Genomic DNA, 21,023 nt, shown 5'->3' with positions numbered 1-21,023 from the left:
CGCCCTGCGGAGACTAAAATCCGCAGGGCGCTTTTGCCGCCCAGGAAAGGATGTGGACGGATATGAAGGCTGCCGCAGGGAAATCCATATGGGATGGAATTGCCATCGGCCGGCTCCGCTGGTTTCAGAAACGGGAGGTCCAGGCCCAGTCCATCTCCGGCCTTGCCCCGGAGGAGGAGCTGGAGCGGTTTGAGCAGGCCCGCGCCAGGGCCCAGGCCCAGCTGAGGTCTCTCTATGAGAGCGCCGTAGGGGAGGTGGGGGAGGACAACGCCGCCATCTTTGAGATCCACCAGATGATGCTGGAGGACGAGGACTTTCTGGACGCGGTGAGAAGCGTCATCCGCACCCAGGGGGGCACCGCCGAGCACGCGGTCCAGGTGACGGGAGAGAACTTTGCCGCCGCCTTTGCGGCCATGGAGGATACCTACATGCAGGCCCGGGCGGCGGATGTGCGGGACGTGGCCCACCGGCTCCAGGCCGTCCTGGCGGGAGCGGAGGAGAAGCCGGACTGGGATGAGCCCTTCATCCTGATGGCGGACGACCTGTCCCCCAGCGAGACGGTGCAGCTGGACAAGCGGAAGCTGCGGGGGTTTGTCACCCGGGGCGGCTCCACCAACAGCCACACCGCCATTCTGGCCCGGACCATGGGCATCCCCGCCCTGGTGGGGGTGGAGGCGGACCCGGCCTGGGACGGCCGAATGGCGGTGTTGGACGGCTATAACCAGTGCCTGTATGTGGACCCGGCGCCCAGTCTCCTGGCCGCCATGGAGGCCAGAAGGCGGGCCGACGCCGAGCAGGCGTCCCTCCTTCAGGGGCTGAAAAAGAAGCCCAATGTAACCCTGGACGGCACCGAGATCCAGGTGTTCGCCAATATCGGCAGCGACGCCGACGTAGGGCTGGTCCTCCAGAACGACGCCCAGGGCATCGGGCTGTTCCGCAGCGAGTTCCTCTATCTGAACAGCGGTCACCCCCCCACGGAGGAGGAGCAGCTTGCCGTCTACCGCCGGGTGGTGGAGACCATGGCGGGGAAAAAGGTGGTCATCCGCACACTGGACATCGGGGCGGACAAGAAGGCGGATTACTTCGGCCTGGAGAGGGAGGAGAACCCCGCCCTGGGCTACCGGGCTATCCGCATCTGCCTGACCCGGAAAGACCTGTTCAAAACGCAGCTGAGGGCCATCCTCCGCGCCAGCGCCTACGGGACGGTGGCCGTCATGTTTCCCATGATCATCTCCGTGCGGGAGGTGAAGGACGCCAGGGAGCTGCTGGAGGACTGCCGCAGGGAGCTGAACGGCCAGGGCTGTCCTATAGGCCGCGTGGAGGTGGGGATCATGGTGGAGACCCCCGCCGCCGTGATGATCGCCGACGAGCTGGCCCGGGAGGTGGACTTCTTCTCCCTGGGCACCAACGATCTGGCCCAGTACACCCTGGCCATTGACCGGCAGAACCCCAGGCTGGACCCCTTCTACGACCCCCACCATCCGGCGGTGCTGCGGATGGTGCGCATGGCGGTGGAGGCGGGCCACCGCCACGGCTGCTGGGTGGGGGTCTGCGGGGAGCTGGGGGCAGACCTGGCCCTCACCGAGCTCTTTCTCCGGATGGGGGTGGACGAGCTGTCCGTGTCCCCCTCCGCCATCCTGCCCCTGCGCCGGCGCATCCGGGGGCTGGACCTGCGGCTGCCGCCCAATTCATAGAGCGGACGGAAGGGGCAGCGCGATCTGCGGTTGAAGATTTTGCCCGCTTCGGCTATACTGGACAGGAGAGCGACTGCACAGGAGAGAGGAGAATGCACCGTGTCGGGACGCAGCCGAGGAAAATACTGGACCGCCTCCCTGTTGAAGCGGCGGGGGTGGACCAACGCTCTGATCCGGGAGCTGCTGCCGGAGCCCCGCTATCTGCCCTTTGACGGGCGCTTCGTCCGGGCCTGGAGCAAGGAGGACGTGAGCCGGGCGGAGAGCACCCCCCAGTTTGCCCAGGGCAGAAACCGCCGGCGCTCCGGTGGGGAGCGCCAGCCCCGGGATGTGGAGGCGGTATGCGGGGCGCTGCGGCGGGCCTGGGAGGCGGCGGAGCCGGACGGCGGGGCAGCCTGGCGGCTGGCGGAGCACTACCACCGGGGCATTCTGGACCGGCTCCCCACCGGGACAAAGGGGCGGGGAGTGCGCACCTCCCAGGCGGCGGCCTGGCTGGGGGAGTTTCTGGCCCTGGAGCAGCGGTGCGACAGCAGGCGCCTGCCCGAGATTTTGAAGCACTTCCTCCAGGCGGGGAGCTGGCTGGGGGAGCACCCGGACCACCCGCTCGCCGGGCAGGTCTACGCCCGCTATCCCAATGTGCTGCGGGCTGCCTCCGGGCAGGCGCTGGCAGACTTCACGGATCAGCAGCCTGAGGCCGACGTGGAGCGTTTTCTCCAGGCGGAGGGCTTTCCTGCCGGGCAGCTGCTGCTGGAAGGGCTGGGGGCCGTCTGGTCGGTGTGGTATGTGCCAAAGGCCATCCGCACCAGCCTGTCCCTGCTCATCGCCCTGAACCCCAAGGACGAGTACCCGGAGGCCCGGGCCATGCGCCGCCGCTTTGTCCTCCACCTGGGGGGCACCAACACAGGCAAGACCTACGCCGGGTTTCAGCGGCTCATCCGGGCCGGGACCGGAATTTATCTGGCCCCTCTGCGGCTGCTGGCCCTGGAGGCCCAGGAGACCCTGCTGGACGCCGGGGTGGACTGCAGCCTGTCCACCGGGGAGGAGGAGGACCTCCGGGAGGGGGACACCCACATGGCCGCCACGGCAGAGAAACTGTCCCTGGAGCGGCGCTATGACGTGGCGGTCATCGACGAGTGCCAGATGATCGCCGACCCCCAGCGGGGGTACGCCTGGACCCGGGCCATCCTGGGGGTGCTGGCCCCGGAGGTCCACCTGTGCGCCGCCCCGGAGGCCAAGCACCTGCTCATCCGCCTCATTGAGAGCTGCGGGGACACCTATGAGGTGCAGGAGCACCAGCGGACCACCCCTCTGATTTGCATGACCCACCCCATCGACTACCAGCGGGTGCAGCCCGGGGACGCCCTCATCACCTTCTCCAAGGTGGGGGTGCTCAGCGTGGCAGAGGACCTGCGCCAGAGCGGCAAGGAGCCCGCCATCATCTACGGGGCCCTGCCCTACGCCACCCGCCGCAGACAGATGGAGGGGTTCCTGGAGGGGAAGATGAAGTATATCGTGTCCACCGACGCCATCGGCATGGGGCTGAACCTGCCCATCCGGCGGGTCATCTTCATGGACACGGAGAAGTTTGACGGGGTGGAGCGCCGCCCCCTGAAACCGGAGGAGATCCGCCAGATCGCAGGTAGGGCGGGCCGGTACGGCATGTACGCCAAGGGCTATGTGGGGGCCACCCAGAACCTGGAGCTAATCCGGGCCGGGCTGGAGGCGGTGGTCCCGCCTCTGCAGTACGCGGTGGTGGGCTTCTCCGACCTGGTGCTCCAGGTGGACTTTGACCTGCTGGAGGTCCTGACCCAGTGGAACCAGATGCCCACGGTGGAGCCCTACCGCAAGCTGGACATCACCCGGTACATCGCCATCATCTCCAAGATGCGGGAGATGGGATTCCTGCTCTCCAAGGAGCAGGAGCTGCGGGCGGCCAACATCCCCTTTGACGAGACGGAGGAGGCCCTGCGGGAGCTGTTCTTCCAGTTTCTGAACCGCTGGCAGCGGGGGGAGCCCATTGAGCAGCCGGGACAGCCGGAGGGGGAGGTCACTCTGCCGGAGCTGGAGCTGTACTACCGGAAGCTGGACCTTTACTTCTCCTTTGCCAAGGCCTTCGACTGCCCTGTGGACGAGGACAAGCTCTACGACAGCCGGGAGCGGGTGGCAGACGAGATCAACGAGATCCTGCTCCACCGGCTGCGAAACAACATCCGCTTCTGCGCCCGCTGCGGAAAGGCCCTGCCCCTCCACCACCGGGGGCGGCTGTGCGACGAGTGTTTCCGCCATGAGCGCAAAAATCCGGCGCGGAGGTAACCTCCGCGCCGGATTTCAGCTTTTTTATAGATGGCTCACCCCTCCCCGGAGGTCCGGGGCCGGAGCTGCCAGAAGGCCACCGCCGCGGCGGCGGCCACATTCAGGGAGTCCACCTGGTGGAACATGGGGATACGCACCGTGTAGTCGCACCCGGCGATGGTCTCCGGGGAGAGGCCGTCCCCCTCGGAGCCCAGCAGGAGGGCCAGCTTGTCCGCACGGGCCAGCGCGGGTTCCTCAATGGAGACGGAGCGGTGGTCCAGGGCCAGGGCCGCCGTCTGAAACCCCAGTTCCTTCAGCCGGGAGAGGCCGGGGGTGGGCCACGCCCCGTCGATCCAGGTCCAGGGGATCTGGAACACCGTCCCCATGCTCACCCGGATGGAACGCCGGTAAAACGGGTCGCAGCAGGAGGGGGCTGCCAGCACCGCGTCCATCCCCAGGGCGGCGGCACAGCGGAAGATGGCCCCCACGTTGCTGGAGTCGGTGACATGCTCCAGCACCGCGATCCGCCGGGCGTTTCGGCACAGGTCCTCCATGGCGGGGAGGGCCGGGCGGCGCATGGCGCACAGCATCCCCCGGGTGAGGGCATAGCCGGTGAGCTGGGCGAGGACCTCCCGGTCGGCGGTGTAGACGGGCACGTCTCCGCACCGGTCCTGGAACTGCTCCGCGAAGGCGGGGAGCTGCCGCTGCTCCATGAGGAAGGAGACGGGCCGGCAGCCGGCGTTCAGGGCGCAGGCGATGACCTTGGCGCTCTCGGCGATGAGAATACCCTGCTCCGGGTTCCGGCGGCTGCGCAGCTGGGCGTGGGTGAGCTGGGCGTAGGGCCGCAGCTCCGGTGCATGGATGTCTGTGATCTCAAAAATATGGGCCATACTGCGCCTCCTGACCCTCCTCTGGGGAAGGGAATGTTTTTCTCAGTATACCAGAGTTTTCCCCATCCGTCGACCCCTGGATGGGGAGGAGAGAGCCGGGCAGCGGCGTTTCTTCCTTTACAGCGCCCGCCCTCTCGTGGTACACTGAACTGAAAGCTCTGAGATGAGGAGGGCGGACATGGAAGAGAAACTGTCCCTGGGGCACCTGGCGGCGCTGTTTACCGTGGTGAACTGGGGGACCACTTTTATCGCCACCAAGCTGCTGCTGGAGGCATTTACTCCCATTGAGATCCTGCTGTTCCGGTTCGTACTGGGCTTTCTGGCCCTGTGGCTGGTGTGCCCCCGGCGGCTGAAGGTGGGGAACTGGCACAGGGAGGCGGTCTTTGCCGCCGCCGGGCTGACGGGGGTGTGCCTCTACTATCTGCTGGAAAACATCGCCCTCACCTTCAGCACGGCCTCCAATGTGGGGGTGATCGTGTCCGCCTCGCCCCTGTTTGCTGCCCTCTTCACCCTGCTTCTCAGCCGGGGGAAGGAGCGGCCCCGCTGGAGCTTCCTTCTGGGCTTTGTGGTGTCCATGGCGGGGATCTGCCTCATCAGCTTCAATGGCAGCCAGCTCTCCCTGGACCCCCGGGGGGACCTGCTGGCGGTGCTGGCCGCCGTGGTGTGGGCGGTCTACTCCCTGCTCACCAAGCAGATCGGCGGCTACGGCTGGAACGTGATCCAGACCACCCGGCGGATCTTCGGCTGGGGCATCCTCTTTATGATCCCCGCCGCCGCGGTCATGGACTTCCGCCTGGGGCTGGAGCGGCTGAGCGAGCCCAGCTATGTGGGGATGTTCCTCTACCTGGGGCTGGGGGCCTGCGCCGCCTGCTTTGTCACCTGGAATTTTGCCATCAAGACCCTGGGTCCCATCAGGACCATGGTGTACATCTATCTGGTGCCGGTGATTACGGTGGTCTGCTCCGTCCTGATCCTCCGCGAGGTGGTCACCCCCATGTCCGCCGGAGGCACCCTGCTGACCCTGGTGGGGCTGGCCCTGTCCCAGTGGGATTCGCTGAAACAGCTGCGCGGCCGCAGGGGACAGGAGGCGGCGAGGGAAGAAGACCTGGAAACAAAACCATAATATGGGACGAAATCATAAGGAGGAACAGAACATGGAAAAACCCACCGAGTACAGTCTGACCTGGGAGGTCACCGACGAGATGACCGCCAAGCGCATCGGCAGCGCCGGGTCCAAGATCCTGTCCACCCCCAACATGGTGGCCCTCATGGAGGCGGCCGCCCTAGAGCTGGCCAAGGCCTATCTGGACGAGGGGATGACCACTGTGGGGGCGGAGATTCACTGCCGCCACCTGGCCCCCACCCCTGTGGGCATGAAGGTGACCGCCACCGCCCGTCTGCGAAGCATCGAGCGGAGAAAGATGTGGTTCGACATCGAGGTGCACGACGAGAAGAGCAAGTGCGGCGAGGGCTCCCACCTGCGTATCATGGTGGCCCCCAAGGGCATCCAGGAAAAGGCCCAGGGAAAACAGGCATAACATAGACAAAAAGAGGACATCCCCTGCCCGCACATTGCGGGCGGGGGATGTCTTTTTCTGCGGCTTCAGGGGGTAAATCCCTGTTACTCCTCATACATGCGAAGATCTTTTGCAAATACCGTGAAATAGAGCAGATGGTCACCTTCCCGCCACAGCAGGGCGTGGTACTCGTTGCCCCCTTGGGCGGGGTGGATCTCCTCATAGAGCCAGACGGCCCCCTCCAGCCCCTCGTCCTCCTCCAGAATGCGGGGGGAGAGAAAGTCCACCCGGCTCACCGGGGAGTAGCCGCCGTCCTCCAGAAAGAGGGTGAGACGGTCCGGAGCGCGTTCCACTTTGACCACCGTGCTGTCGTGGAAGGAGAACCGGTCCTGGAGCTGTGCCCCCACCTGGGGCCGCACCTGCTTGCGCCAGTCCATGCAGGTTTGGAAGACCTGCTCCGCCTGCCGCCGGTTCTCTTGGCACCACCGGTCGGCGGCCTCCTTCACCTCCTGGGTGGAGACGTCCAGAGCCAGCACCCGCACGTCGGCCACCTGGTCCAGAATTTCCTGGGGCAGGAACTGGCGCAGCTCCTCCACCCTCCGCTGGTGGGTCTGGCGGAACTGCTCCGCCTCCCGCTCGGCCTGAAAGGGCTTCTTGCTCAGTGCGGCTACCTTCCGCATCAGATCCAGGTGCTTCTGCTGCGCCTCTTGATAAAGCGTCTGATAGAACGACTCAGAAAATGCTGCCGCCTGGGGGTTTACCTGAGGGCTGCTCAGCAGGAAGCCCTTCTTGGTCATCTGCTGGCTCCACTCCTTGGTGAGGAACTTCATGGGGAGACCTCCTTCCGGTGGATCAAAGATGGGGCATATTTGCCTTTTATTATACAGGGCATCCCCGCCGGCCGCAAGGAGGAGAAACTTCGGTTGACCGGGCGGGCCCTTTGCGATACAATAAAAAGCACGTTTGGATATGAGCCGTCCGTCCCGGCGGGGCGGGCGGGGAGATTTTAGAGAGAACAGGAACGAGAGACTATGCTCAACCATCAAGAAGAACTTCGCTTTTGCAAGGCCCGCCGGGGGACCATCGCCCGGGAGTTTTCCCAATTAAACCCGGAGCAGCAGAAGGCGGTGCTGGCCACCGAGGGCCCCCTTCTCCTTCTGGCCGGAGCGGGGAGCGGCAAGACCACCGTGCTCATCAACCGCATCGCCAACCTGATGAAGTACGGCCGGGGGTCGGACAGCGAGGAGGTGCCCGAGTGGGTGACCTCCGACGACCTGGCCTTTCTGGAGGACTACGCCGCCGGAAAAATCGCCCCTGCCCCGGAGGACAAGGCGCGCCAGGAGCGCCTGTGCCGCCTGGAGCCCGCCGCCCCCTGGACCATTCTGGCCATCACCTTCACCAACAAGGCCGCCGGGGAGCTGAAGGACCGCCTGGCCAAAATGCTGGGGCCGGAGGCGGAGGACGTGTGGGCCTCCACCTTCCACTCCGCCTGCGTGCGCATCCTGCGCCGGGACATCGACCGGCTGGGCTTCGCCTCCTCCTTCACCATCTACGACACCGACGACTCCATCCGGGTCATCAAGGACTGCCTGAAAGACCTGAACCTGGACGACAAGCAGTTCCCGCCCCGGACGGTGCTGGGGTACATCTCCCGGGCCAAGGACGCCATGAAGCTGGCGGATGAATACCTGGCCGAGTGCGAGAAGTCCGGGGATTACCGCCTGGCCAAGATCGCTAAAATTTACGTGGAGTACCAGCGCCGCCTGTGGGAGGCCAGCGCCCTGGACTTTGATGACATTATCCTCCACACCGTGCGGCTCCTCCAGCAGTTTGAGGAGGTGCGGAGCTTCTACCAGCGGAAGTTCCGGTATGTGCTCATCGACGAGTACCAGGACACCAACAATTTGCAGTATCTGCTGGCCTCCACCCTGGCCGGGGGCTATGAGAACTTCTGCGTGGTGGGCGACGACGACCAGTCCATCTACCGCTTCCGGGGGGCCACCATCGAGAACATCCTCTCCTTTGAGAAGCAATACCCCGCCTGCCGCACCATCCGCCTGGAGGAGAACTATCGCTCCACCAAGCACATCCTGGAGGCCTCCAACGCGGTCATCCGCAACAACCAAGGCCGCAAGGGTAAGGAGCTGTGGACCCGAGCGGGGGAGGGGGAGAAGCTCCACCTGTACACCGCCATGAACGAGAGCGATGAGGCCCAGTATGTGGCCGCCCGCATTCTGGAGGACTACAGCCAGGGCATCCCCTGGAAGGACCACGCCGTCCTCTACCGGATGAACGCCCAGTCCAACCAGATGGAGCAGGCCTTCAAGCGCAACGGGGTCCCCTACCGGATCATCGGGGGCACCCGCTTCTTCGACCGGGCGGAGGTCAAGGACATGATCGCCTATCTGGCCGTCCTCAACAACCCGGGGGACGACCTGCGCCTCACCCGGATCATCAATAACCCGCCCCGGGGCATCGGTCTGAAAACGGTGGAGACCGCCCAGGAGGTGGCCCGGCGGGAGAACACCTCCCTGTACGCCGTCATCGATCACGCCCGGCAGTACCCGGAGCTGGAGCGGTCGGCGGGAAAGCTGGCGGTGTTCACCAGCCTGATGGGCGAGCTGCGGGAGCTGCTGGGGAAACTGCCCCTGGACCAGTTCTATGAGGAGCTGATCGTCCGCACCGGCTACGGCACCATGCTGGAGACCAAAAACACCGTGGAGGACCGCACCCGCCTGGAGAACGTGCGGGAGCTGCTGACCTCCATCCGGGGCTACCTGGAGAACGCCGGGGACGAGCCCTCCCTGGCCGGCTTCCTGGATGAGATCGCCCTGTACACCGACCTAGACAGCCACGACCCGGACCAGGACTGTGTGGTGATGATGACCATGCACTCTGCCAAGGGGCTGGAGTTCCCGGTGGTCTTTGTGGTGGGGGCCGAGGAGGGCATCTTCCCTGGTATCCGGGCCATCGGGGAGCAGGACGAGATGGAGGAGGAGCGGCGGCTCTGTTACGTGGCCATGACCCGGGCCAAGGAGAAGCTCTACCTCACCTGCGCCAACCAGCGCATGCTCTTTGGCCGCACCAGCTCCAACCGGCCCTCCCGGTTTTTAGAGGAGATCCCCCCGGAGCACCTGGAGCGGTCCGGCCGGAATTTCCTGGACCAGACCTCCGACTGGGGAGGCGTCCCCAGCCGCACCTCCGGCTACGGGGGCTACGGCCAGCGGGGGACTTACGCGGGCGGCCGGAGCCCCTTCGACCAGCGGCCCCAGTATGAGAGCCGCCCGTCCGGCGGGGACTACGGCGGATTTACCAGGGCCATGTCCGGCGGCGGAGCGCCCCGGCCCAAGGCCTCCGGCGTCTCCTCGGCGCCCAGCGCAGCTCCGGCGGACTTCCGCAAGGGGGACATGGTCCAGCACAAGGCCTTCGGCAAGGGGATGATCCTGTCCATCCAGAAGATGGGGGGCGACGCCCTGGTGGAGATCGCCTTTGACAACGTGGGCACCAAGCGGCTGATGATGAAGTCGGCGGCGGCGCATATGACGAAGATTTCCTAAAAGGGATAGTTCGCCCCCTGATCTTCTATAGCCTTCCCCCTGGGGGGGGGAAGGTGGCTGGCCGTTAGGCCAGACGGATGAGGGGGCGATGGTCGGGCCGGTTCGTTTTCTGCGGACGGTGAACTTGTGCCTCAATTTTGTAGGGCCCGATGCCCTCATCGGGCTGCTGGGCCCTGGGTTTGCAAAAATGGCGGCTGGTGCGGTTCCACTTCCGCGCCTGGCTTTGCCGAGCAGGTGTGGATGGTGCTGGGAGGTGGGGCGCGACGACCTCGGCGCGCCGCTTTGGGAGACTGCAAAGATGCCGTAGGGGCGGCACACCGGGCCGCCCGCATTCCGTTTTCTTTGAGAAACACTGTAAAGATTAAAACCTTGTCAAGCTCTAGGAAGCCTCCGCCGGCCCGGAAGAACCAGAAAAGAGGGATACCATGAAAGAAAACCCCTATGACAATCCGGTCTTTTTCCAAAAATACAGCCAGATGCTCCGCTCCACCCAGGGCCTGGAGGGGGCGGGGGAGTGGCGGGAGCTGCAAAAACTCCTGCCGGATTTTTCCGGGAAGCGGGTGTTGGACCTGGGCTGCGGCTACGGCTGGCACTGCGGTTATGCCGCCGGGCACGGGGCGGCCTATGTCCTGGGGACCGACCTGTCGGAGAAGATGCTGGAGACGGCCCGAATCAAAAACAGCGCCCCGGCCATCCAGTACCGCCGCTCTGCCATGGAGGACCTGGCCTTCCCGGAGGGCAGCTTTGACGTGGTGCTCAGCTCCCTGGCCCTCCACTATGTCCGGGATTTCGGGCCTCTGGCGGAGAATATTTTCCGGTGGCTGACCCCCGGCGGAACATTTGTCTTTTCAGCGGAGCACCCGGTGTTCACCGCCTACGGCTCCCAGGACTGGTACTACGGTCCCGACGGGGAGATTCTCCACTTCCCGGTGGACAACTACTACTATGAGGGGGAGCGGGATGCGGTGTTTCTGGGGGAGCACGTGGTGAAGTACCACCGCACCCTCACCACCTATCTGAACACCCTGCTGAGCTGCGGGTTCCGCCTCAAACGCGTGGTGGAGCCCCAGCCCCCGGAGGATATGCTGGACCTGCCCGGCATGCGGGACGAGATGCGCCGGCCCATGATGCTGCTGGTGTCGGCGGAGAAGCCCCGCTGACCAAACAAGAAAACCACCCGTTCCCAGGCCAGAGGCTGGAGACGGGTGGTTTTTTGCAGTTTCGAAATGCCCTCAGGAGTCGATGTAGCTGCGGACCCGCAGCTTGACACCAAGGCTGTCCGCGATGCGGCGGCTCTCCTCGATCTCCTCGGGGGCGGTGCCCTTGTCCACCACGGTGAACACCACGTGGGGGACGTAGTCCTTGGCCTCCTTGGCGAAGTCCAGCATGGCCTGGTAGGCGGCCTCCCCCTGGACCGGATGGCACAGGGCCACGTACTCGGCGGCGGTGTTGGCGTTGAGGGAGATGGACAGGGTGTCGATGCGCCCCTTCAGGTCGGGGATCACGTCCCGGCCCTGGATCAGATTGGCGTGGCCGTTGGTGTTGATGCGCACCGGGGGCAGCTTGTCCCCGAAGCGCTCCTTCAGCTGGTCCACCAGCCACACAATGTCGTCGATGCGATAGGTGGGCTCGCCGTAGCCGCAGAAGACGATCTCCCGGTAGGAGCACACGTCCCGGCTCAGGAAGCTGTCCAGGGCCTCCTGGCGGGTGGGCTCCCGCTCCAGCCACAGGGAGTCCTCGGTGTAGATGGAGCCCTCCTTCTTCCCGTGGCGCAGGCAGAACTCGCAGTTGCAGTTGCAGCGGTTGGTGAGGTTCACATACAGCGCGCCCTCATATTCATAGGTGATGGTCATAGCCGTCACGCCTCCTTCAAATGTTGATGGTTCTGTTGTATTTAAGCGGCCTGCTGTTTTGCCGCCTGGGACATCGGTCAGGGGATGCGGAAAAAGCGCTTCCCATTTTCCAGGGTGATGCGGGCCGCCTCGTCGGGCTCCAGCCCCTTGATCTGGGCGATCTTCTCCGCCACCAGGTGGACGTGGCCGGAGTCGTTGCGCTTGCCCCGGAAGGGCTCTGGGGTCAGATAGGGGGAGTCGGTCTCAATCATAATCCGGTCCATGGGCAGCCACTCCACCACCTCCAGGGCCTTTCGGGCGTTTTTATAGGTGATGGTTCCGGTGAAAGAGATCATCCACCCCAGCTTGACCAGCACCTTGGCGTCCTCCAGGCTGCCGGAGTAGCAGTGGTACACGCCCCGGGCCTTGGGGTGGGCCCGGACCACCTCCAGGCAGTCGTGGTGGGCCTCCCGGTCGTGGACGATGACGGGCAGGTCCAGCTCCTCCGCCAGCTCCAGCTGCTTGTGGAACACCTGCTGCTGGTGCTCCCGGGGCGGGTTTTCCTTCCAGTAGTAGTCCAGGCCGATCTCCCCAATGGCTTTTACCTTGGGGCGGGCGGCCAGGGACCGCAGTTCGTCCAGCCAGCTGTCCTCCCACTCTCCGCAGTCGGAGGGGTGGACCCCCACGGCGGCGTAGACGAAGGGGAAGCGCTCAGACAGCTCCACGGCGGTGCGGGAGGACTCCAAATCACAGCCCGGATTGACGATCAGTTCCACGCCCCGGGACGGCATGGAGGCCAGCAGTTCCAGCCGGTCGCCGTTGAATGCGCCGGAGTCGTAGTGGGCGTGGGTATCAAATACGTTCATAAGCGTTGCTGCTCCTTACAGGTGAAACTCATTTTCTCTATCATACTCCCGACGCGCCGGAATTGCAAGGCCGGAACCCGGAGCAATGAAAAGGACCCCGTACCTGAATCACAGGTACGGGGCCGCAGTATGGCTTGGATTAGGGAAGGACCGACTCGCACAGGGTCTGGAGGACCGCGGCGAATTCCGCCCGGGTGACCGGCTCGCCGGGGGAGAGGAGGAGCGCGCCGTCCTCTGCGGTGCGGCCGGCCAGCAGGCCCGCCGAGACGGCCCACTCCACGCCGGCCCGTGCCCAGGAGGCCACCTGATCGGCATCGTCGTAGCCGGACAGGTCCGCCCGGTCCCGGGTGTCCAGTCCGGCATTCTGGGCGAAGCGGTACAGGGCCACCGCCAGCTCCTGGCGGGCGGGCGCCCGGTCGGGATTGAAGTTGCCGTTGCTGCCGTCCATGATGCCCGTCTCAGAGACCCAGGAGACGGCGGCGTAGCACCAGGAGTCGTCGGGCACGTCGCTGTAGTGGCTGACGCCGTTGTCCGGCTGTCCGGCCACCTGATAGAGGATCTGAGCCAGCATGCCCCGGGTCAGCGTGCCCTCGGGGGAGAACTGGCTCCGGCTGGTGCCGGACAGATAGCCGTGGGAGACAGCATAATCCACCGCGCCGTAATACCAGGCGTCCGCCGGCACGTCCTGGTAGTCGGCGGCAGAGGGAGCGGGCAGCTCCTCATAGAGGCGCAGGTAGTAGCACAGCTCATACTCCGCGTCATCGGCGGAGGAGTGGTAGGTCACCGTCACCATATAGATGACCGACTCGGGCTCTGTGCTGGAGGCGCTGAGCCCGGACAGGTAGCTGGTGCTGCCGCTGGTGGTGCGGTCCTGAATGGCGGCGGTTCCCCGGCGCAGCAGGTCATCGGCGGAAATGGTATAGGTCCTGCCGGTGGTCAGGGCGGTGGAGACGCCGCTGCTGGCGGCGGCGAGGGAGCCCGAGGCGGTGAGCACGTCCCACACCGGGGTGTCCTCACCGGTGAGCAGCTCATAGGCCCCGTCTCCGTTCAGGTCGGTGAGGTAGTCCACCGTCAAAGTCACCTGCTGGGCGTTGGGGGTCACATGGAGCTCCACGTCCTTGGTGACCCGGTTCACCGGCGTTGTAAAATCCAGATTCTCCGTATATTGGAATGCCCCTGTGCTGTCCCGCTGGTAGAGGGCCAGCTGGAGGGCTTCCTCCGGGATGTCCGTCTCCTGGGCGGAAATCAGCACCTCCGCGAAGCCGCCGGAGGCGAGGGGGTCGGCGGCGGAGGCGGGCAGGGCCAAAGTCAGGGCCAGCGCCAGGGCCGCGGCGGCGGAAAGGCCGCGTTTCCGTTGGTTCAGCATCATATCGTTGCTCCTCCCGAGGGTAAAATCTCGCCTGGAGCCCAACGAAAAGGCAGCGGCGGGACGTGCGGGCTCTGCCGCACGAAAAAACCGTATCACAGGTTCTGGAATGTACCTTATTATACCGAAGAAAACGGCGAAATGCAAGAAATACGGCTCGAACTTTTGGGTGGGAACTTCCTGGAGGATTGTAAACGACAGAAAAAAGTAGTTGACAATCGAGACGGCAAAATGTATACTGACGAGGAAGAAAGGTTTACGAACGGAGGGGCGGCCATGGAATCATTGGCGGAACAGATCATCAGCGGGGCGCGCCTGAGGCGGCGGGACGACCTGGGCGTGCTGTTGGAGACAGACCTGGAGGAACTGTGCCGGGCGGCGGATCAGGTACGCCGGACCCTGTGCGGGGACCGAGGGGAGCTGTGCACCATCGTCAACGGCCGCAGCGGAAAGTGCAGTGAGGACTGCCGGTTCTGCGCTCAGTCCTGCCACTACCACACCGGGGCGGAGGAGTACCCCTTTCTCCCCGTCCAGGAGATCGTGGAGGAGGGAAAGCGGAACGAGGCCGCGGGGGTCCACCGGTACTCCATCGTCACCGCGGGCCGGGGCCTCCACGGCCGGGAGCTGGACCACGCCCTGGAGGCCTACCGCCGTCTGGGGGAGGAGACCGGCCTTGCCCTGTGCGCCTCCCACGGGCTCCAGAGCGTCGAGGAGTTCCAGGCCATGCGGGAGGCCGGCGTAACCCGGTACCACGCCAATCTGGAGACCTCCCGCCGGAATTTCCCCAACATCTGCACCACCCACACCTATGAGGACAAGCTGGAGAACATCCGCCGGGCCCAGGCCGCCGGGCTGGAGGTGTGCTCCGGCGGCATCCTGGGCATGGGGGAGACCTGGGAGGACCGGCTCGACATGGCCCTGGACCTGTCGGAGCTGGGGGTGGTCTCCATCCCCCTGAACCTGCTCACCCCCATCCCCGGGACCCCGCTGGAGGAGGCGGAGCCCCTGACGGAGGGGGACGTGTTCCGCTCGGTGGCCATCTTCCGCCTGCTGAATCCCACCTCCTGGATTCGCATGGCGGCGGGGCGGCGGCGCTTCGCCGACGGAGGAAGGAAGCTGTTCCGGTGCGGGGCCAACGCGGCCATCACCGGGGACATGCTCACCACCACCGGAACCGGCATTGCCGGTGACCGGGCCATGCTGGCCCAACTGGGCTATGAGATATGAGAACAGACGCCGCGACCCAAGAAAGGAGCACTCCCATGAACCAAGAAGTGACCCACGCCGCCCGCCGGGGCAAGACCTACCGCATGGCCATGACCGCCCTGATGGCGGCGGTGACCTGTGTGGTCGCCCCCATGGCCATCCCCATCGGGCCGGTGCCCATTTCCTTCACCAATCTGACCATCTACCTGTCCCTCTACCTGCTGGGGTGGAAGCGGGGGACGGTGAGCTATCTGGTCTATGTGCTCATCGGCGCGGTGGGCGTCCCGGTATTTTCCGGCTTTACCGGGGGACTGGGCAAGCTGGCCGGAGCCACCGGGGGCTACATCGTGGGCTTTATCCCCATGGCGGTGATCGCGGGGCTGGTGATCGACCGGTACCGGAACCGGGGGCTCCAGCTGGCGGGGATGATCGTGGGCACCGCCGTGTGCTACGCCTTCGGCACCGCCTGGTTTTGTTTCGTGATGGACAGCACTCCCATGGCCGCCTTGAGCCTGTGCGTGATCCCCTTTATTCCGGGGGATCTGGTGAAGATGCTCCTTGCCATGTGGGTGGGCCCCATGATCCGCTGCCGTCTGGTGCAGGCCGGGCTGTACCCGGAGCGCATGTGACGCACGACCATAAAAAATCCTCCGCGCCGCTGGCGCGGAGGATTTTCACGTGTATAAGGCTTACCCCTCGATGTCACAGCACCGGCGGTCGCACAGGTACTGCCGGATCAGGGGGAGCACCGCCTGGTGCTCGGGGTGGTTCTGATAGAGGGGCAGGTCGGAGGCCTGGGGCACCTCGGAGTAGAGGACGAAATCACAGCTGCTGCTGTCCAGAGGGGGGCAGAAGGCCTTCACCTCCAGGGCGAAGGGGATGAGCTCCTTCAGGGCGTTGACACGGGCGACCAGAAGGGCTCCGGCCTCCCGGCGCTCCTCCGGGGTGAGCTCGGGCTTGAAGTTCCAAGAGACAATGTGACGGACCATAGGGGGTTCCTCCTTAAAAATAAAACTGGGTGCCCCTATTGTATCCGCTTTTTCGCCTCCCGTCAACGGAGGCCCCGGTTGGAGGCGGTGCGGCGCAGTCCCAGCTCCTCCGCCGCGTCGGCAATCTCCGGCCAGGCGGCCAGGACGGTGCGGATGTCCAGGCTGCGGGCCACCTGGAGCTTTTTGGCCAGAGTGGAGGCGTCGTCGTAGAGGACGAAGTGGGCCCCGCTCTCCCGGCTCATATAGGTGAAGTACCGGGCGCACAGCTCATGGGAGAAGAAGATGGAGGGCTGCCGCTGCTGGATGCGCTCCCGCAGCTCCTCCTGGGTGAGAGGGGTGCCGCTTCCTGTGGGGGAGGGGAGGAAGAAGTCCTCCGCCACCCGCTGGAGGGCCAGCACCACCCGGTCCCGGCCGAAGCGCTCCTGGGCCTCCCGCAGGCGCTGGACCAGAGTGCCCCCGGACAGGGCGGAGGAGATGCACACCTGGGCGTGGGGGGAGCAGTGTCCGTACTGCTCCGGGACCAGGAGGGTCCAGCTGCGGCGGAAGCACTGGTTTCCCAGCTCCTGCACCACCTGCTCCAGGGGCGGGAGGCGGCCGGCCTCAAAGTCACACACCACCCCGGTGAAGCCCCGAGCCATGCACTCCCGCAAAACCTCCTGGCAGAAGGGCGGGGTGGGGCCCAGGCCGTCAAAGCTCCGGCAGTCCAGAAACATGAATCCGCCCCTGGGGGCGGCGCTTCCGCTGATCCGGAACAGATGGGGCCCCTTTCCCATGCGGTAGGCCATATGGACCGGCGTCACCGGGAGGTCCTGCACTTCCCGGAGGCGGTCAGGTGAGACGGTTACGAGGATGGATTCCATTGACATGACAGCTTCCCCCTTGTCCAAATTTTTCTCCCGTGCTATACTTGCAAGAGACAGGGAGCGGCAGCAGCCCGCTCCCGGGCTTGTCTCTCCCACTGTATGCGGGGAGGCGGCCCTTTAGAACAGACTAAGGAGGACACATCTGTGCCCATTTCACCCATTCCCCAGGGCGTGTACCCCTCGGTCACCGCTCTGGACCCCAAGGCCCTCCGGGCCAAGGGGATCACCCTGGTGCTGGCCGATCTGGACAACACCCTGGCCCCCTACAAGGTGCTGGAGCCCGACCCGGAGGTAGCGGCCTGGAAGGAGGCCCTGGAGCGGGAGGGAATCCAGCTCTTTATCCTGTCCAACAGCCGCAAGCCCGGCCGGGTCCAGAAGTACGCCGAGGCCCTGGGCGTCCCCTTCCAGGGGCACTCGGGCAAGCCGAAGAAGGCGGGCTACCTCCGGGCCATGGAGCGCATGGGCCGGGGGCCCCGGGAGACCGCCATGGTTGGGGATCAGATCTTTACCGATATTTTAGGGGCCAACAACGCCGGGGTGGTCCCTCTGCTGGTGGAGCCCATCCGCCTGGCGGGCAACCCGGGCCGGTATCTCCGCTATGCTGTGGAAACCCCCTTCCGCCTCCTGGGGCGGAGAAGGAGGTTCTTATGAGTGCAAAGTTCGGCCCGGCGGGCAACTCGGAGAGCTTTTCCAAAATCCACAAATCCTCCCTGGCCGCCCCCAAGTGGATCGCGGAGTTTGGCCTGGACTGCTATGAGTACCAGTGCGGCAAGGGGGTCCACGTGGGGGAGGAGACCTGCCGGAAGCTGGGGGAGAACGCCCGGGCGGCGGGGATCTCCCTGTCCCTCCACGCCCCCTACTTCATCAACCTGGCCAACCCCGACCCGGAGGCCGTCCAAAAGACCATCGGGTACGTCACCGCCGCCTGTCAGGCGGCTTCCTGGATGGGGGCGGAGCGGGTGGTCATCCACTCCGGGGCCCTGATGAAGCGCACCCGGCGGGAGGCCCAGGAGATCGCCCTCAAAACCCTGCCCCAGGTGATCCGGGCCTGTGACGGCCAGGGGTTTGCCCACATCGCCCTGTGCCCGGAGACCATGGGCAAGATCAATCAGCTGGGGGACCTGGACGAGGTGCTGGAGCTGTGCACCCTGGACGAGCGGCTGCTCCCCTGCATCGACTTCGGCCACCTGTACGCCCGCTCCCTGGGGGCGGACGACGGCCCGGAGGTTTTTGAGCGGATGCTGGACCGGGTGGAGGAGGTGCTGGGCCCGGACCGGGCCGGCCGCTTCCACAGCCACTTCTCCCACATCGAGTTCACCCCCAAGGGGGGCGAGAAGTGCCACCGCACCTTCGCCGACGACGGGGGCTTTGGGCCCGACTGGACGCCCCTGGCCCAAGAGATCGCCCGGCGGAACTGGTCGCCTACATTCATCTGCGAATCTGCTGGAACCCAAGCGGAGGATGCGCTGGAGATGAAGAACATTTATCAAGGATTTTTACCGGAGCAGTAGCCGGGCGCTTTCGCAGGGGGCCCCATCGCAGATGGGGCGGCGCGTTTGCGCCGTACAAGCATTTTTGCGCAGCAAAAATCTTGGCACAGGCGGAATTGATTTCCGCCGAGCATTAAAAAAAACAAGGGTCCCCATTCGATGGAACATCGAATGGGAGAAGCGCGGGGACCCAGGTGGAGGACGCGCTGGAGATGAAGAAAATTTATCAGGGCTTTTTAGCCGGGCAGTGATTACAGCCTTTCCCAGCGGGGCACAGTTGAGGTGACAGACCTGCCCCGCGGATTCCATTTTGATGCTTTTGGAGGTTTTATGACCGAGACCAATACACAAAAACCCAAGAACCGGGCGGTGCTGGTGGGCCTGTGGGCCTACCGCCTGGAGAGAGAGGAGAACGCAACCGAGGAGTCCATGGAGGAGCTCTCCGACCTGCTGAAAACGGCGGGAGGCGAGTGCGTGGGCACGGTGCTCCAGCAGAAGGACGCCCCCGACCCCCGCACCTTCATCGGCGAGGGCAAGGTGGCGGAGGTCCGGGAGCTGGTCCGGGCCATGGACGCGGACATGGTGATCTTTGACAACAGCCTGTCCCCCTCCCAGCAGCGGGTGCTGGGGGAGGAGCTGAAGGTCCAGGTGCTGGACCGCTCCGCCCTGATTCTGGACATCTTCGCCCAGCGGGCGCGGACCCGGGAGGGCCGCCTCCAGGTGGAGCTGGCCCAGTACAAGTATCTGCTCCCCCGCCTGCTGGGCATGTGGACCCACCTGGAGCGCCAGGAGGGCGCCATCGGCACCCGCGGCCCCGGCGAGACCCAGCTGGAGAGCGACCGGCGGCACATCCACCGGAAAATTGCCAAGCTGGAGTCCGAGCTGAAGGAGGTCCGCCGGGTGCGGGCCACCCAGCGGGAGCGGCGCATCAAGAACGAGGTGCCGGTGGTGGCCATTGTGGGCTACACCAACGCGGGCAAGTCCACCCTGCTCAACAAGCTCACCGGGGCGGCCATCCCCGCCAACAACCGTCTGTTCGACACCCTGGACACCACCACCCGGACCCTGGAGATCTCCGACACCTGCACGGTGCTCCTGTCCGACACGGTGGGATTTATCCGCAAGCTGCCCCACCACCTGGTGGAGGCCTTCAAGGCCACCCTGGAGGAACTGTCTTTTGCCGACCTGCTCCTCCACGTCATCGACGCCTCCAACCCGGAGTGGCGGGAGCAGGCGGCGGTGGTGGACCAGCTGATTCTGGAGCTGGGGGCGGAGAAGACCCCGCGCATTGAGATCTTTAACAAGTGCGACCTGTGGACCGGAGAGATCCGGCCCCACGGGGAGAACATCGTGTCCATCTCCGCCAAGACCGGGGAGGGGATCGACCGTCTGCTGGCCGCCATCGGGGAGCGGCTGGACACCGGGGCCAAGCGGGTGACCATCCACCTGCCCTACGACAAGGGCGGCCTGGTGGAGCGGCTCTATCAGGAGGCCAAGGTGGAGAAGGTGGACTACGGCGAGACCATCGACGTGGTGGCCGTGTGCACCCCCAAGACCATCGGGCAGCTGGGCCCCCTGGTGGAGGGGTGGCAGCCCCACAAGGAGCCCTGGGAGGATTAGGGAATGCAGAAGGCAGAATGCAGAATGAGACGGGGGATGAAGCAAACATGACGCAGTTGGAGACAAAGCGGCTGCTCCTCCGCCCTTTTACGGAGGGAGACACGGCGGATTTGTATGAGTACGCCAAGGACCCAAAGGTGGGCCTGCCCGCCGGGTGGCCGCCCCATAAAAGCCAGGCGGAGAGTTTGGAGATCATCCGAACCGTATTTGCCGCCCCCAACACCTTTGCGGTGGTGGACCGGGCCTCCGGGAAGGTGATCGGATCGGCGGGGTACACCGGAAAGACCCGGGAGGAGTTCCCCCAGAAGAACGACGAGCTGGGCTATGCCCTGAGCCCGGCGTTCTGGGGGCAGGGCCTCATGCCCGAGGCGGTCTCGGAGCTGCTGCGGTACGCCTTTGAGGAGATGGGGCTGGCCGCCGTGTGGTGCAGCCACTACGCGGACAACCCCCAGTCCCAGCGGGTCATTGAAAAGAGCGGCTTCTCCTTCCAGATGGAGGAGACCGTGGTGGACGAGCCCACCGGGCAGGAAAAGCTCACAAAATTCTATGTTCTCACCCGGGAGATGTGGGAGAGCCGCCTCTGACGGGGGCGGACAGCTCCCGGCTCCACACATGCAGGCCAAAGGCGTGCTGGGACAGGTGATCCCCACAGCGGGAGATCAGTTCGGGCAGGCACTCCCCGGGAAAGCGTGTGAGGGAGGAGGGGGCCCGAGCCGCGGCCAGGCGGCACAGCTCCAGAACCAGGGCGTCCAGAAGAAGGTCGTCCACCATGTCCTGAATCTCCTGATCCCAGTCCATAGAGAAATCATCCATATATATCACCTCGAATAGAGCTAATGGCTAT

Annotated in this window: 20 protein-coding genes; 12 read left to right on the top strand and 8 right to left on the bottom strand. The window is 65.1% G+C overall.

The window, feature by feature from the left end:
* Positions 1-62 precede the first annotated feature (62 nt).
* Positions 63-1,694, top strand: coding sequence for a phosphoenolpyruvate--protein phosphotransferase (ptsP, locus tag H6B31_RS06420; RefSeq protein WP_204897797.1), 1,632 nt, complete (start codon positions 63-65; stop codon positions 1,692-1,694).
* Positions 1,695-1,793: 99 nt separating this feature from the next.
* Positions 1,794-4,004, top strand: a complete 2,211-nt coding sequence (locus tag H6B31_RS17685; RefSeq protein WP_204897796.1) for a helicase-related protein — start codon at positions 1,794-1,796, stop codon at positions 4,002-4,004.
* 35 nt (positions 4,005-4,039) lie between these two features.
* On the opposite strand, the gene H6B31_RS06410 is transcribed toward H6B31_RS17685, so the two are convergent.
* Positions 4,040-4,873, bottom strand: coding sequence for a TrmH family RNA methyltransferase (locus H6B31_RS06410; protein ID WP_204897795.1), 834 nt, complete (start codon positions 4,871-4,873; stop codon positions 4,040-4,042).
* A gap of 178 nt (positions 4,874-5,051) precedes the next feature.
* On the opposite strand from H6B31_RS06410, the gene H6B31_RS06405 reads away from it, so the two are divergent.
* The gene (locus H6B31_RS06405; RefSeq protein ID WP_204897794.1) at positions 5,052-5,996 is read left to right on the top strand and encodes a DMT family transporter; all 945 of its coding nucleotides are present in this window, start codon (positions 5,052-5,054) and stop codon (positions 5,994-5,996) included.
* A 31-nt stretch (positions 5,997-6,027) separates the two neighbouring features.
* Entirely contained in the window at positions 6,028-6,411 is a 384-nt protein-coding gene (locus tag H6B31_RS06400) for a thioesterase family protein (protein WP_204897793.1), read from the top strand.
* An 83-nt stretch (positions 6,412-6,494) separates the two neighbouring features.
* Here the strand turns inward: H6B31_RS06400 and H6B31_RS06395 are convergent, their stop codons facing one another.
* Complete coding sequence (locus tag H6B31_RS06395; protein ID WP_204897792.1) at positions 6,495-7,220, bottom strand: DUF4085 family protein; 726 nt, start codon at positions 7,218-7,220, stop codon at positions 6,495-6,497.
* A 201-nt stretch (positions 7,221-7,421) separates the two neighbouring features.
* Between H6B31_RS06395 and H6B31_RS06390 the strand changes: the two genes are divergently transcribed.
* A complete protein-coding gene (locus tag H6B31_RS06390; protein ID WP_204897791.1) occupies positions 7,422-9,947 on the top strand; it encodes an ATP-dependent helicase in 2,526 nt (841 codons plus the stop codon).
* A gap of 425 nt (positions 9,948-10,372) precedes the next feature.
* On the top strand, positions 10,373-11,107 hold the full coding sequence (locus tag H6B31_RS06385; RefSeq protein ID WP_204897790.1) for a class I SAM-dependent methyltransferase: 735 nt from the start codon (positions 10,373-10,375) through the stop codon (positions 11,105-11,107).
* Positions 11,108-11,179: 72 nt separating this feature from the next.
* On the opposite strand, the gene H6B31_RS06380 is transcribed toward H6B31_RS06385, so the two are convergent.
* The 3 genes from H6B31_RS06380 to H6B31_RS06370 form a co-directional block, all read right to left on the bottom strand.
* The gene (locus tag H6B31_RS06380) at positions 11,180-11,800 is read right to left on the bottom strand and encodes a TatD family nuclease-associated radical SAM protein (protein ID WP_204897789.1); all 621 of its coding nucleotides are present in this window, start codon (positions 11,798-11,800) and stop codon (positions 11,180-11,182) included.
* Between the two features lie 77 nt (positions 11,801-11,877).
* A complete protein-coding gene (locus tag H6B31_RS06375; protein WP_204897788.1) occupies positions 11,878-12,645 on the bottom strand; it encodes a TatD family hydrolase in 768 nt (255 codons plus the stop codon).
* A 139-nt stretch (positions 12,646-12,784) separates the two neighbouring features.
* Positions 12,785-14,014, bottom strand: a complete 1,230-nt coding sequence (locus H6B31_RS06370) for an S-layer homology domain-containing protein (RefSeq protein WP_204897787.1) — start codon at positions 14,012-14,014, stop codon at positions 12,785-12,787.
* A gap of 273 nt (positions 14,015-14,287) precedes the next feature.
* Between H6B31_RS06370 and bioB the strand changes: the two genes are divergently transcribed.
* Both bioB and H6B31_RS06360 read left to right on the top strand, forming a co-directional pair.
* On the top strand, positions 14,288-15,238 hold the full coding sequence (gene bioB, locus H6B31_RS06365; RefSeq protein WP_204897786.1) for a biotin synthase BioB: 951 nt from the start codon (positions 14,288-14,290) through the stop codon (positions 15,236-15,238).
* Positions 15,239-15,273: 35 nt separating this feature from the next.
* Positions 15,274-15,846 carry a biotin transporter BioY gene (locus tag H6B31_RS06360; protein WP_204897785.1) on the top strand — a complete coding sequence of 191 codons (573 nt, stop codon included), beginning with the start codon at positions 15,274-15,276 and terminating at the stop codon, positions 15,844-15,846.
* A 60-nt stretch (positions 15,847-15,906) separates the two neighbouring features.
* Here the strand turns inward: H6B31_RS06360 and H6B31_RS06355 are convergent, their stop codons facing one another.
* Positions 15,907-16,206: a Dabb family protein gene (locus H6B31_RS06355; protein WP_204897784.1), complete on the bottom strand. Its 300-nt coding sequence runs from the start codon at positions 16,204-16,206 to the stop codon at positions 15,907-15,909.
* 62 nt (positions 16,207-16,268) lie between these two features.
* Positions 16,269-17,066 carry a glycoside hydrolase family 18 protein gene (locus H6B31_RS06350; RefSeq protein WP_243418883.1) on the bottom strand — a complete coding sequence of 266 codons (798 nt, stop codon included), beginning with the start codon at positions 17,064-17,066 and terminating at the stop codon, positions 16,269-16,271.
* A 147-nt stretch (positions 17,067-17,213) separates the two neighbouring features.
* On the opposite strand from H6B31_RS06350, the gene H6B31_RS06345 reads away from it, so the two are divergent.
* From H6B31_RS06345 to H6B31_RS06330, 4 genes are all read left to right on the top strand, one after another.
* On the top strand, positions 17,214-17,720 hold the full coding sequence (locus H6B31_RS06345) for a YqeG family HAD IIIA-type phosphatase (RefSeq protein ID WP_346014042.1): 507 nt from the start codon (positions 17,214-17,216) through the stop codon (positions 17,718-17,720).
* The gene (locus H6B31_RS06340; protein WP_204897781.1) at positions 17,717-18,580 is read left to right on the top strand and encodes a TIM barrel protein; all 864 of its coding nucleotides are present in this window, start codon (positions 17,717-17,719) and stop codon (positions 18,578-18,580) included. Before H6B31_RS06345 ends, H6B31_RS06340 begins: the two co-directional genes overlap by 4 nt.
* Before the next feature lie 309 nt (positions 18,581-18,889).
* Complete coding sequence (hflX, locus tag H6B31_RS06335) at positions 18,890-20,179, top strand: GTPase HflX (protein ID WP_204897780.1); 1,290 nt, start codon at positions 18,890-18,892, stop codon at positions 20,177-20,179.
* A 47-nt stretch (positions 20,180-20,226) separates the two neighbouring features.
* Entirely contained in the window at positions 20,227-20,763 is a 537-nt protein-coding gene (locus H6B31_RS06330; RefSeq protein ID WP_204897779.1) for a GNAT family N-acetyltransferase, read from the top strand.
* Here H6B31_RS06330 and H6B31_RS06325 read toward each other — a convergent pair.
* On the bottom strand, positions 20,732-20,992 hold the full coding sequence (locus H6B31_RS06325; RefSeq protein WP_204897778.1) for a hypothetical protein: 261 nt from the start codon (positions 20,990-20,992) through the stop codon (positions 20,732-20,734). The two genes, H6B31_RS06330 and H6B31_RS06325, sit on opposite strands and share 32 nt — an antisense overlap.
* Positions 20,993-21,023 lie beyond the last annotated feature (31 nt).

Source organism: Pseudoflavonifractor capillosus (genome assembly GCF_016899775.1).
Lineage (GTDB): Bacteria > Bacillota > Clostridia > Oscillospirales > Oscillospiraceae > Lawsonibacter.
This window is presented reverse-complemented; position numbering and strand designations above follow the sequence as displayed.

Coding starts and splice junctions, on each gene's coding strand:
- H6B31_RS06375 (WP_204897788.1), bottom strand. CDS start 12,645: ATGAACGTATTTGATACCCACGCCCACTACGACTCCGGCGCATTCAAC.
- H6B31_RS06350 (WP_243418883.1), bottom strand. CDS start 17,066: ATGGAATCCATCCTCGTAACCGTCTCACCTGACCGCCTCCGGGAAGTG.
- H6B31_RS06380 (WP_204897789.1), bottom strand. CDS start 11,800: ATGACCATCACCTATGAATATGAGGGCGCGCTGTATGTGAACCTCACC.
- H6B31_RS06385 (WP_204897790.1), top strand. CDS start 10,373: ATGAAAGAAAACCCCTATGACAATCCGGTCTTTTTCCAAAAATACAGC.
- H6B31_RS06405 (WP_204897794.1), top strand. CDS start 5,052: ATGGAAGAGAAACTGTCCCTGGGGCACCTGGCGGCGCTGTTTACCGTG.
- H6B31_RS06390 (WP_204897791.1), top strand. CDS start 7,422: ATGCTCAACCATCAAGAAGAACTTCGCTTTTGCAAGGCCCGCCGGGGG.
- H6B31_RS06360 (WP_204897785.1), top strand. CDS start 15,274: ATGAACCAAGAAGTGACCCACGCCGCCCGCCGGGGCAAGACCTACCGC.
- H6B31_RS06355 (WP_204897784.1), bottom strand. CDS start 16,206: ATGGTCCGTCACATTGTCTCTTGGAACTTCAAGCCCGAGCTCACCCCG.
- H6B31_RS06370 (WP_204897787.1), bottom strand. CDS start 14,014: ATGATGCTGAACCAACGGAAACGCGGCCTTTCCGCCGCCGCGGCCCTG.
- ptsP (WP_204897797.1), top strand. CDS start 63: ATGAAGGCTGCCGCAGGGAAATCCATATGGGATGGAATTGCCATCGGC.
- H6B31_RS06395 (WP_204897792.1), bottom strand. CDS start 7,220: ATGAAGTTCCTCACCAAGGAGTGGAGCCAGCAGATGACCAAGAAGGGC.
- H6B31_RS06330 (WP_204897779.1), top strand. CDS start 20,227: ATGACGCAGTTGGAGACAAAGCGGCTGCTCCTCCGCCCTTTTACGGAG.
- H6B31_RS06410 (WP_204897795.1), bottom strand. CDS start 4,873: ATGGCCCATATTTTTGAGATCACAGACATCCATGCACCGGAGCTGCGG.
- bioB (WP_204897786.1), top strand. CDS start 14,288: ATGGAATCATTGGCGGAACAGATCATCAGCGGGGCGCGCCTGAGGCGG.
- hflX (WP_204897780.1), top strand. CDS start 18,890: ATGACCGAGACCAATACACAAAAACCCAAGAACCGGGCGGTGCTGGTG.
- H6B31_RS06325 (WP_204897778.1), bottom strand. CDS start 20,992: ATGGATGATTTCTCTATGGACTGGGATCAGGAGATTCAGGACATGGTG.
- H6B31_RS06400 (WP_204897793.1), top strand. CDS start 6,028: ATGGAAAAACCCACCGAGTACAGTCTGACCTGGGAGGTCACCGACGAG.
- H6B31_RS06340 (WP_204897781.1), top strand. CDS start 17,717: ATGAGTGCAAAGTTCGGCCCGGCGGGCAACTCGGAGAGCTTTTCCAAA.